Below are 10,901 nucleotides of genomic sequence, written 5' to 3' on the forward strand. Positions count from 1 at the left end.
TCACGCCCTCCGTAACTGGATGGAATATGCAGCACCGGCAGAATCAGCCGCTGCTGTTATGACCTCGTAGCGCTGAGCTTCTTTGGTAATCGGATCCGGCGCTGTGATGAAATGCCCGACCGCCGGCTTATCGGTGACCTCGTTAATCAGGGCGGTTAATTTCAGGTCACCATGCAGGATGTTAACGCCATCTATACGACGGAGTTTGTAGCGCGCCAGAACACCGCGCCCTGAATAGGTCACCACCGTTTCGCTGCCGGTTTCCGTCACCGGATCCCATGCGCCACGAACGGTATAACTGCCGGTGAACGAATTAACGGCATCCTGTAAATCGGTATCAAATGCCGCGCCGACTTCAGCCTGCAGCTCATCACGAATGCCCATTGTATTCACCACCGCCCTGACGAAAATTAACGGTCACAATACCGCGGAGGTGTCGGGTATAGATTTCTCCATTTCGTTTAGCTCGGAGTGGATGAGGTGCAAACTCAACAACGCCCTTTGCCGAGTTTGCGTAAACGACATGATTGATCGGGTTTCCATTCACAAACACATCGCGAGGGCCAAGCCCGTCACCGGCATAATGCACATCTGGATTTTGCATACCCCCCCCCTTACCGCCGCTCAATATGAGTATGGATAAAGTCGGTTTTAAGCGACTCCATAGCACCCACCATCACATAGGGGCGACCACCGTTATGCCAGCAATCAATCGCATTACCAGCATTATCAAGCAATATCACTGCGACACTATGGCAGCCGCCGTTTTCAGCATGCGCCAAAGCTTGTTTCAGTAAGCGAATAACCTCGTCGTTATCCACGTTGTGATGACTGAGCTTTTGAAATGGAACCACCTTCAAATCGGACATATCACCCCCTCACCAGCCGCACCTGAGACTGATTAACGCCATACGGCTTTAGCATGGCCAGCGCCAACTGCAGATCAGGATCAAGCAACGCCGTACTGTTGGTGGCAAGCTCGGCAAACGTCTTTGACACAGAGACATCGTCGGCATCCACCGTTTTACTCAGCAATACCCCAGAATCGGTTTTCTGCTGATAAAGACCGCCATTTGAGGCCGCCAGCGCTGCATAGGCTCCGGCCTGTTTTACATCATCAGGAATGATGGTTTCCTGAGTTGCCTTATTGCATGGCAGTTTCAGGCTGAGGCCATTCATCCAGGTGTTAGCCATCAGGACAGATTTGGCTTTTTTGCTTTCATCGGTCCAGGATGCCCCAAGAATCGAATCAACATCTTCAACGGTGATGAAGGTGACCATGCATCACTCCATTTCTTTCCAGCCGTGCGCCTTCCAGTTCTCCACTTCATCAGGGTGAACGTCGGCGGTATTGGGCGCACCGGGGAATGCCGGGAAATCGGTTACCATCGCCACCAGCTGCGATGCGGTCGATGCGGTCGATGCGGGAATATTGTTATCTTCCTGCGTGGCCGCAAGTTGCTCAGCAGCCCGTTGAGCGCGTTGTTCTTTGGTTAATCCGGCCATTAGCCCTCCATTAAAAAAAGGGGCCGAAGCCCCTTGTTCACTACCCCAGAATTAAACAGCTATGTTCCGTTTTCACTGCCGCAACGCCCCAGGACAAACCGACTTCGTAACGCACCTGGCGGTACTGACGGTAAAGTGCAACCTGGTAAGTGATGCCGGATACCGGGTCGGTAACATTCATCACGTCATCAGCAGTATCCCCGCCCTGCGGCATCGCCGGGGTTCGGGACGCCAGCAGGAATGCGTTGCGATCAAACGCCATGTTTGCGGTGTAGGAGCCACCAGCAGTAATAGCGGTATTATCGGCCAGCGTCTGACGTAATCCCGGAGCGGCCAGGGTGATAGTTGTGGCAGTCGCAGCAGCAACAAGGTATTTATTGCTGTCCCCGTCGAACGTCACAATGTCACCTGCTGCGAAAGCGCCTGTACCGGTATCAATCGCAATCAGGATATCGCCTTCAGCTTTAGCTCCATTCACCAGGTAGCCGGTAGCCGGAGATGCAGCGCGTTTCTTAACATGCGCGGATTCGTGGATGTTAAAACCTTCCAGGCGCCCCACGATACCCTCGATAATCTGATCTGCTGTTGCCATGATTACGCCTTGTTATTGCCGCCACCGATGCCAAATCGGCTGCCAAGATATTTCATTGCAAACGCCCTGATAGCGTCCACGCCTATAAACCCCACCCCGCCGCCAATGGCGATTGAGAGGGATTTTGGAAAGTCGAAGTATTCAAGCGCCGATGCGAATGTCAGCGTCAGCGCTCCACACAGAAGCCCTTCAAGAAGCATTTTTTTCCAGCCGCCGCCGCTATAAGCGATTCGAAGACCCGCCATGACAATCGAGAGCAGCACAGCGCCCAGCGGCGTATCTCCGCGCCACCAGCTCTGCAGCAACTCCAGCAAATCAGGCCAGTTACTCGGGTTATTGGGCATTTTCATAGTCTCTCACCTCCGTTGATGACGGATGGCGCTGTGTATATTAGGAGAAAGGCCGCCAGATGGATTTACGACAAGCGCAGAGTGAGTGACGTTCTGGTGGCACAAATGAAAAAGGCCACGCAATAGCGCAGCCCTTAACTGTTTTTTTGGTTAGATTAAGTGCCTTATGCAGGCAAAAAAAGCCCGCTCAGAGGAACGGGCAGAAAGTAGACATTCAAGGTAGTAACAAACGAAGGCGCACCTAATAGTCCGAGCTACCGATTTACCAAGAGAGCGCTCGCTTTTTCCGTTACTGCTTTTAAACATAGCTGGAGAAGACGAAACGGCAACCCCACTACCAAATAACTTAGTAGCATTGCATGGTGCCTCCCGGTGGGCCTTCGGACAGTATCTATGATCCGCGTCTATGCACGATAACGATCCTACTGTATAAGCCCCTCCGTTAGGGGGATTCACCAACGTAATATAGTATTATCAAAGGGTTGTACCAGTCAAAGTACAATTACCCTTACAGGATTTTGGAATAAAAAAAAGCCCGCGAGCGGGCAGAATAGAAAACATTATTGATTATAGGAATGTGTGTGAAGCCGTTGACATCGGAAGGCCGTTGGCTTGTCATGCCGTGGCCTGCGGACTTTTAACCCCATCTCAGGTTGACAACTTCCGCCCCAGTCTGGAGGTTAACCGGGTAACTTCACGCGAACTTTTTTACCGGAAATTAACACCCCAGAAAACCCACCAAAAATGGTAGTCACCAAAGACGGTACCGCAACCATGCAAAAAAAGAACAGGCCCACCGAAGTGAGCCTGTCGCTACTATCGTCATTTTATAGTGTCGTGGCGCCGGGTGCCTCCCGGTGGTTCATCGCTCAGCACCGATAAACCGCGATAACTGATATGACTTCCAGATGGGACTTGCTGAGACGCCCCTCCGCACAGGGGGATTCACCACGCAAAAAATTTAACATTTGATTATTGTTTTTTCAACACACTCTTCCCGGGTGTGGCCTGCTGATTTGTGATCAAGCACAGGTCTTCAGTTATTGCTCATGGCGGCATGTTCATATGATAGCTATTGTTGAATTAAAAAACAGCAGTAGCCTCCGGGGAGTTTACTAATGCATAGAATAAAATTTAAATGCCCTGGCTGCGGTCAAGGGCTCACTTTACGCCGTGGAGGCGCAGTTAAGAATATAAATGATATCGAAGCAAGCTCTTGCAGCAACTGCGGAAGAATAATTCTCATAAATGACATCCTCAAGCAGGTTCGAAATCAACCAGGGAATCTTGTTCAGGGCCTTGTGAGAAAGCGTTTCAGGTAAGGGGTTATCACTTTAAACCTGCAGAGATCACTAACTGCATGCATATCCGGTTACCCCTTTAATGCTTTAATCTCAAAACTTCATCGCCGCGACCACAAAAGCAGAAACCCCGCCTGGTGGCAGGGCTTGAATAATTTAAATATCTCTAATGAGATTGAGTGCCTCGCGTAGATTTGCGGGCATCGGTGACGGCTTCTCAACTCTGGACATTAGAAGTCTATTAAAGCGATCGGGCCCAATAACTATGCCAGTGCCGTTCGGGTAGCATGAATATCTTGTCCCATCCGAATCTTGATGTTTTGTGATCCTTATTGCGAAACGATAGGTTTTGCCGTTAGGGAGGTAATGCTGAAGAATGAAAACAGTGTCTAGCACGGGCTCGTATATATTCATGATGGTCTCCAATGAGGCCAGCACGTCTTGCGCCAGACTGAAATTTATTCCACAGGGAGGAAAGTTGTATTGATACTTTCATTTGGATGTACGTATCCATGATTAGAAGCATACAGGACACTTTTATGCAAAGTCAACTCTAGCGTGCAAAAAATTGTGCCATATGCTTCGAACATATTAATAACTGGTCGCCTTCTCAAATTCTACCGCGGCTTGCCTCTCACCTTTGTGGAGCATATCCACCAGTTTCTCATAGAACGGTTTCCAGTTGCGCGACCACGAGGACTGGTGCAGGTCCGGAATATGCATCTGGATGGCGCGATGGGCGTTCGCTGATTTAACGCTGGTGAAACCATTCCCCGAACAACGCTCGCAAGCCTTGTAAACCGGCGCCCCGTGCTCTTTTGTCGCTTTACGGTCCAGCACCTGGCCGGAACCGCCGCAGCGGCAGCGGGCGTTAATAATCCCCTTCCCGTCGCAGGCTTCACATTTAGCGCTGGTGATGGCTGTTACCTCAGTCCATTTCTCCCAGTCAGACGGACGAACGGCACGGGACTTTTTCGCCCAATAAGGCGCCTTACCCCACGGGTATGTGACCTTGCGCTCCGTGGTAGTGGCCTGCATCTTCCCGGTACTATTGCATACCCTGCAGGCTCCCGTTGTTGCTGCTGAGCGGGAATACTCCGCAAAGGCAAATTGCGCCAGAATCAGGCAGCAGCGCCCCAGCGCTTTACCCGCGGCCTTGCGCACGTTTTTTGGTGCTGTATCAAGTGCATGCCGCGCCAGCGCCTGAACCGCCAGCTGCTCATCCGTCTTACTGATGCCAGCCTTACCGAAGAACGCCGCCAGCCCGAACCGTGCCCGGCTGCTGGTCACCCCGATCCCGGTCATAACTCAGGCAGTCAATTTCACCTTCGCACAGCACCACCGCGCGAGCTTTAGCGTCCATCGCCTGCCAGCCGAACAAACTCGGCTCACAGTCTGCCTCGGCCATAATGAGTTTTTTCCCACCCGGGCGTTCAGTTCCGATGCGCTTCACCTGCAGCAACTCACCGTTGCGCAGGTATGGATAGGCTACCGCCGGCACCTCGCGATTTTCATCGTGATACCACACCACGGCGTCGGTGATTCGGAACTGATCGGCCGTCTCGCGAGTAATGCCACGCGATGCAAGGTACTCGTAGCAATGGTTCGCCTTTTTAACGCCCTTTTTCGTTGGTCGTGAGAAGGTTTTTTTCTTCGATTCGAAGTGGTGATCGTCATCCTTCAGACCCAGGAATTCTTTTGCCTCACGCATGGCATCGTGTAGCTGGCAATTCCTCACCAGCACCCACAAATCCAGCAGATCTCCACCGTCGCCGCTGGCAAAGTCTGACCAGGCTTTTTTCCCGCCCAGATTGATTTTCAGGCTCTTCCCTGTGTCGCCGTTAGTGTTTCCCGCACACCACTCCTTGCCCTCAAGGTGTCCGCGCGGTAGCAGGTATTTCGCTACCCGTTCGGCGTTGTCCCACAGTTTTTCGGATAGTTCAGCCGGGCCCATTAGATACTCCGTAAATCAAATTTGTTAAAACACCACGTCACGAATCCTTCGCGCAGAAAGCCGCGGTTATAACCAGCAACCAGCATGCGTTTCAGGATGGTTTTCATGGGCGGTTAGCTCCGCGTTTGAGGCGGTCAATGGCTGCCTGGTTGATAAATACCTCGGCTGAACCGTCATTGGATTGGGTGTACCAGGAGCTTCCTGTTTTTTCCCTGCTGGCTGTGGTGCCGACAGGTGCGGGCGGCTGGTTCGGTACGCGGTCCGGAAACAATCCCTGCCAGCCGCCAGCAATCGACCTGCGGATCACCTCGTCGGCGTTCTGATGCCCGGCAAGCTGTTTGGCCTGGTATGCGCAGGTTGTTTCGGTCAGGGGTTTCCTGGTTTCCCGACGGAACTTAGCCCAGTCCTGCCAGACTTCATCACTGACGTTTTCAGGTTTCAGTCTTGCAGGATCGAACGAAGTTTTTTTCTGGCGCTTAGGCGGAGGTGCGCCAGCATCTTCGCCTGTGTTTTTAATCTCTGCAGTAATCTCTGTAGTATTCTCTGGTAATGGTTTGGTCATATTGCCCAACTGCATTGGGTCATCATGAGCTGGTGCATCAGAGCAACCTGCATCATTGCATTTGGTCATATTGCGCTGTTCCATTTGGTCAAATTGACCAAATGCATCGTTCACTGGTTTGTCGTGCTGTTCGAGCGCTTCCAGTGCGGCGTAATTAATGCTGTACCACTTGCTGCGATCTCTCGGGTCGCGGTTGTAATTACCACATGACACCATTTCCTGCCGCTCAAGGCTCACCAGGGCACGTTTAATTGTCGCCTCACTCCAGAAGGGGAACTGTTTTTGCCAGCTTGCTACGCTGTTGTATACCCAGCGGCGCCCATCATAGAAATGCTGCGAAGAACTCATCCAGTAATGTATTTGCTGGAGTACTACCGCCTCATTCAAACCAATAGCGCAGGCCAGCGTAGGTAGCACCTGGAGAGGGTTTTCGTTAATCAGGAGGCGACTCATCTCAAACCTCGCGACGGACTAGTGACTGGCTAATCCTGTAAATATTTTTTCCTGCGCTCACCTTGCCACCTTTAGTTTTTGTTCTCCGTCCTCGAGTTACGGTGACAATTTCCAAACTCTCAAGTGATGTGGTGGCAGCAATGATTGTTTGGCGGCACAAGCCAAGAGCTGCAGACAATTCCAAAAGAGATATCTCAACGAACCCCGCATCATCAGCAGCAGATCGCAGGTAAGACAAAAGCTGCTTTGAGCTCTTACCGAGCCTTTTTTCTTCGGCTATACATTTGCAGTTCATTCATCGCACCTCGTAAAATACTGTTGAAACTTCCAGACTGGCTGCATGCATTCATACGGATACCCTTGCCTGGTGAAGTAGATCTGCTGCCTTTCCCGGTTCCAGCAGGTGACGTGCACGGTTACACCTCGCGGATCGCGATAAAACAGATCGAGAGCCTTAATGCTGTCCGTTTCTGGGAACATACGGGCCACCCGCTATTGATTTGTAATCGGAGACTCTGGTATGGTTTTTCATGAATTTACCCCGCTAGGTAGATTTGAGTGGTTATACGTAGCAAAGTCAGAACAGGCCGGGATGAACTCCACCAGCTCTTCCCGGCTTTTTCTTTGCTGATTTCCGCTCCATCGTGGTTGTCTGCCCGAGAGCCCACTGACGCGCGCGAAAGAGACAATCATCGAAGATCGCCCCCTTCCTGCTTGCCTGTGAGCTTCTGCGGTAATAGTCCACGCCGTGCTCAGCCCCCCCCCTGCGACACTTTCAGAGAAGCCCTCGGCTTCCAGCGCCGACGTTATGTGCTTGCGAATGAAGCGTTCGGGTGACATGTCACGCCCTCGCTAGCTCGGTATCGTGGGTGAATTCACCGTTCCAGCTTTTCTTCATCGGAAGGTGACCTTTGAGATAGCGCCGGTAAATCCATACCGCGCCCTTTTGCAGCAAGATCGGCTTGTAGGTGTCGCGCAGCTCGCCATCGTCTTGTTCGACCTGCCCCGGACGCTCGCTGAGGTACAGATCGCGGGCATAGTGACGGACCCGCCAGCGCGGGTATTTAGCCTTTGGCTGATCGTCGTAGAGCCAGTTGTTACCCTCCAGAAAAGCATTAACCTGCTGGACGTTGACGCCGTTCAGCTGCTTACAGAACTGGCAAGGTGACATTCCCGGCTGAAAGAGGTTTTCGAGGTGCTCGATATACTGCGCCTGGCGGTGTACGTAGGTAATAGCCTTGTTTTTGGCTTCGTACTCGTCAGCCCATGCGCGCGCGGATGCCGCCGGGTCATTAAAATCCGGCAAACTACTGTTGACTGGCACCAGCTTTCCAGTACGGAAATCGAGAAAGGTCTGGTTCACCTGCAAGCGAAACGAAGGTGAGATCCACCCTGCATATTCGATGGCCAGCAGTTCGTGGGCGAAAGTACCAGGAGTTATACCGCCCTTGGTGATTTTGATTACATCTTCACCAAAGGCAGAATCCTGCCTTAGCTCATCAATCAGTTCTTGGGCCTGTTTTGTGGCGAGCCAGGCTTTAGGTCTTTTTGCGTCACGGCCTCCACTCGCCTTATGCAACGCATTCAGGTTAAAGTGCCCCGCCGCATCAGTTGTGATTTCTACGCCAGCGATTACGGGTAAGCGCTCCGGATTAACCGGCTGGAGTCTTTTAGTCATGGCGAGCCTCAACTTGCTTAGTGAGCTTGTTCTTGCGAGGGCGCTCGCGGTACAGACTCAGATCGCACTTGAGCGCACCGTTGGTGAGCTTTTCCAGCTCGAGAGCGGCGCCTTTCGGGATAAGTGCCGGCCATTGAGATACGGCACCATGTGTAAGCCCCATAAGGGCTGCGATATGTGAAATTGCCCCGCGCCCTCCATAAAAGGCTATAACATCAGTTTTAAGCATATCCACCCCAAATAGATAGTTTTCTATATCAAAACAATAATAGTTTTCTATCACAAAATCAATGTAAGATAACTATCATTTCCACATAGAGAGGGTTTGGTGATGGGTACGATTGGAAGCAGAATTCGTGAAAGAAGAAACGAACTAGGATTAACTCAGAAGGATGTTGGTGCAGCTGTAGGTCGCTCTACAGGAGCGGTAACACAATGGGAGGCTGACATGACAAAGCCTAACGGACAAAATCTTATGAGGTTAGCCAAGTTTCTGAACTGTAATCCCGAATGGCTCCTCTCTGGCAAGGGGGACCCATCTCATCTTATTGATGTAGACCCCAACGGTATAAACTTTGAAGAGTCAAGAAAGGGGCAAATGATCGTCCTTTATGATTTCAATGATATAACCGATGGCTGGGTATACCCTCCCGCAAAAGAATACATGATAACAACAGTTCCAGTTGGTAACGGGACGGCTTATGGGCTCAGGATTTTGGACGACGAAGAGATTTGTTTACCTAATTTAAGGGTTCCCCGAGGCTCCATGATTGTAGTCGACAGCGATCATCCAGGCATCGACAACATCATAGGGAAGCTAGTACTAACTCATCACAAGGGTGCCCCAAGGTGTAGCATTAAAAAACTAATGTTTGATGGTGTTAGCTATACCCTAAGCCCCACAAACCCCTCATTCCAGACGCTAACACTTGATGAAAATACAGAAATACTTGGTGTAATCAAACAGATAGTTATAGATTTCTCAATGTAACCCACCTTAAAAACAGCAAATAAAATAGAAAACTATCAAACCTCATTGACAGGAAAATGATAGTTTTCTATTATTTCTTCACAGGACTCAATACTTGATTCTTTGTGGAGAAAAAGATGAAACAATCACCCTCACTCTTTCAATGCACCAACTCTCACGAGACTGATCTTCGCGTTAAGCATTGCCTAGAGATTGCAGTTATCGGAGCTCTGATCGGCATTCAGAATGATGATCTTAGTGAAGACGTTAAAGAATGGATGCTGCAAACTCTTGCTGAAATAAAGCATGACTTTTCAGTGTTATCCCCGACTCCTTGCTTTGATGATAATAACCCGCCTTGTGCTGATATTGATTTATTAAACCATACAGAGAGAAACGACAGTAGCACGCCATTATCTATCGGCCAGCGCATTCGACAGGAGCGCAAATCAGCGAGTCTTCAGCAACACCATATTGCTAGCGCTACAGGGGTGACTATTCAGGCTGTTTCGTTATGGGAAAATGATCTAACAATCCCGACTTGTGACAAAATTATCCCACTGTCCAACGCTCTGGGATGTGATCCACTGTGGCTGCTGACCGGTAATAACACGAAGGTGGCAGCATGAAAACCAGCGCCGCTACCCACCCGAACCTCATCAGCGCGATGGAATTCACGAATAACGTATGCGCCCTTCTTGTGGCAATTGAGCTAAGCGCTGAAAAACTCGATACGGATACAATTAAAGACGCGTCTAATGGCGTTCGTTACCTGGCTTCGCGTGCATATGAAGAGCTCGAACACCTTAAGAATGTAGGGGCGGAAAAATGAAGACTCCATTCCCAATTGAAATGCTTGAGACTATCGCAGCGGATATTATCGAAAACACCGTGCTTCTGGAACTTATTTATAAGCACAGCAACGAAGATCACGAAACTGATTGTGCAATGGCTTGTTTAATTCGCTCGATGAAAAAGACGCTGGATATCACGAACGAATATATTAAGGAGTATAGCGACGCGTCTGCCCCCCCCCCCCCGGCAGGAAAAGGACGAGAGTGATATTGCCGATGATGTTTTTTATGCGACAGTCAGTGCGGCAAAACTCCGGGAGGTGGCTCACGTATATAATGAAACGTATTTTGCAGGAAAGGACAGTGACGACCCTGATTGTCTGATGGCGTCCGTATTATTCGACAATGCAATTAAGGTGCATGAAATACTGAAAAGCATCGAATCGAAATTAAGTTAATCAAATATTGATTTAAATAACGGCCTAATCGCCGGGGAATTCTGCGCCAGAAATTTAGCGAGGAACATATTATGAGCTTCATTATTGACCGTGACGCATATAAGTCAGCACTCCTGTACGCGATGAGCGGTCACGAAATGATTGCAGCGTTATACCTTCGCAAAGCGTATGGGAGGCAGGCATGAGCACCCATACCAGTAGAGTCAAGAATATGACGCTACAAGAAGCAAGTATCGTTTCAGAACAATTAATGCACCTGCTTCAGACTGTGGCTGAAAATTAT

15 protein-coding genes and 3 pseudogenes are annotated in these 10,901 nt (G+C 50.2%); 4 read left to right on the plus strand and 14 right to left on the minus strand.

What is annotated here, in order from left to right:
• The 14 genes and pseudogenes from ACI2JR_RS06760 to ACI2JR_RS06825 form a co-directional block, all read right to left on the minus strand.
• Entirely contained in the window at positions 1 to 384 is a 384-nt protein-coding gene (locus tag ACI2JR_RS06760; RefSeq protein ID WP_462478170.1) for a glutamate 5-kinase, read from the minus strand.
• Complete coding sequence (locus ACI2JR_RS06765; protein WP_462478171.1) at positions 371 to 604, minus strand: hypothetical protein; 234 nt, start codon at positions 602 to 604, stop codon at positions 371 to 373. The genes ACI2JR_RS06760 and ACI2JR_RS06765 overlap by 14 nt, the downstream gene beginning before the upstream one ends.
• 10 nt (positions 605 to 614) lie before the next feature.
• Complete coding sequence (locus ACI2JR_RS06770) at positions 615 to 869, minus strand: hypothetical protein (RefSeq protein ID WP_462478172.1); 255 nt, start codon at positions 867 to 869, stop codon at positions 615 to 617.
• Between the two features lies 1 nt (position 870).
• Positions 871 to 1,281, minus strand: a complete 411-nt coding sequence (locus ACI2JR_RS06775) for a protein singed (protein ID WP_462478173.1) — start codon at positions 1,279 to 1,281, stop codon at positions 871 to 873.
• Positions 1,282 to 1,284: 3 nt separating this feature from the next.
• Positions 1,285 to 1,506, minus strand: a complete 222-nt coding sequence (locus ACI2JR_RS06780; RefSeq protein WP_462478174.1) for a hypothetical protein — start codon at positions 1,504 to 1,506, stop codon at positions 1,285 to 1,287.
• Between the two features lie 40 nt (positions 1,507 to 1,546).
• Positions 1,547 to 2,074 (minus strand): annotated as a pseudogene (locus ACI2JR_RS06785) (P22 coat - protein 5 family protein); the annotation flags it as partial.
• A 26-nt stretch (positions 2,075 to 2,100) separates the two neighbouring features.
• Positions 2,101 to 2,448: a phage holin, lambda family gene (locus ACI2JR_RS06790; RefSeq protein WP_462478175.1), complete on the minus strand. Its 348-nt coding sequence runs from the start codon at positions 2,446 to 2,448 to the stop codon at positions 2,101 to 2,103.
• A 1,892-nt stretch (positions 2,449 to 4,340) separates the two neighbouring features.
• Positions 4,341 to 5,057: pseudogene (locus ACI2JR_RS06795) on the minus strand (antitermination protein); the annotation flags it as partial.
• Positions 5,053 to 5,703: pseudogene (locus ACI2JR_RS06800) on the minus strand (bifunctional DNA primase/helicase); the annotation flags it as partial. The pseudogenes ACI2JR_RS06800 and ACI2JR_RS06795, both read right to left, overlap by 5 nt.
• A gap of 103 nt (positions 5,704 to 5,806) precedes the next feature.
• Positions 5,807 to 6,718, minus strand: a complete 912-nt coding sequence (locus tag ACI2JR_RS06805; RefSeq protein WP_462478176.1) for a helix-turn-helix domain-containing protein — start codon at positions 6,716 to 6,718, stop codon at positions 5,807 to 5,809.
• Between the two features lies 1 nt (position 6,719).
• Positions 6,720 to 7,013, minus strand: coding sequence for a hypothetical protein (locus tag ACI2JR_RS06810; RefSeq protein ID WP_462478177.1), 294 nt, complete (start codon positions 7,011 to 7,013; stop codon positions 6,720 to 6,722).
• Complete coding sequence (locus ACI2JR_RS06815) at positions 7,010 to 7,198, minus strand: DUF4222 domain-containing protein (RefSeq protein WP_462478178.1); 189 nt, start codon at positions 7,196 to 7,198, stop codon at positions 7,010 to 7,012. The genes ACI2JR_RS06810 and ACI2JR_RS06815 overlap by 4 nt, the downstream gene beginning before the upstream one ends.
• Positions 7,199 to 7,559: 361 nt before the next feature.
• Positions 7,560 to 8,396 carry a KilA-N domain-containing protein gene (locus ACI2JR_RS06820; RefSeq protein WP_462478179.1) on the minus strand — a complete coding sequence of 279 codons (837 nt, stop codon included), beginning with the start codon at positions 8,394 to 8,396 and terminating at the stop codon, positions 7,560 to 7,562.
• Complete coding sequence (locus ACI2JR_RS06825; protein WP_462478180.1) at positions 8,389 to 8,679, minus strand: Cro/CI family transcriptional regulator; 291 nt, start codon at positions 8,677 to 8,679, stop codon at positions 8,389 to 8,391. Before ACI2JR_RS06825 ends, ACI2JR_RS06820 begins: the two co-directional genes overlap by 8 nt.
• Before the next feature lie 48 nt (positions 8,680 to 8,727).
• Here ACI2JR_RS06825 and ACI2JR_RS06830 point away from each other — a divergent pair, with 48 nt between their 5' ends.
• From ACI2JR_RS06830 to ACI2JR_RS06845, 4 genes are all read left to right on the plus strand, one after another.
• Entirely contained in the window at positions 8,728 to 9,387 is a 660-nt protein-coding gene (locus ACI2JR_RS06830) for a helix-turn-helix domain-containing protein (protein ID WP_462478181.1), read from the plus strand.
• A 116-nt stretch (positions 9,388 to 9,503) separates the two neighbouring features.
• The gene (locus ACI2JR_RS06835; RefSeq protein ID WP_462478182.1) at positions 9,504 to 9,995 is read left to right on the plus strand and encodes a helix-turn-helix domain-containing protein; all 492 of its coding nucleotides are present in this window, start codon (positions 9,504 to 9,506) and stop codon (positions 9,993 to 9,995) included.
• On the plus strand, positions 9,992 to 10,198 hold the full coding sequence (locus ACI2JR_RS06840; RefSeq protein ID WP_462478183.1) for a hypothetical protein: 207 nt from the start codon (positions 9,992 to 9,994) through the stop codon (positions 10,196 to 10,198). The genes ACI2JR_RS06835 and ACI2JR_RS06840 overlap by 4 nt, the downstream gene beginning before the upstream one ends.
• On the plus strand, positions 10,195 to 10,428 hold the full coding sequence (locus ACI2JR_RS06845) for a hypothetical protein (protein WP_462478184.1): 234 nt from the start codon (positions 10,195 to 10,197) through the stop codon (positions 10,426 to 10,428). Before ACI2JR_RS06840 ends, ACI2JR_RS06845 begins: the two co-directional genes overlap by 4 nt.
• Positions 10,429 to 10,901: the final 473 nt, after the last annotated feature.

This window comes from Klebsiella sp. NPDC088457, assembly GCF_044900465.1.
Lineage (GTDB): Bacteria > Pseudomonadota > Gammaproteobacteria > Enterobacterales > Enterobacteriaceae > Klebsiella.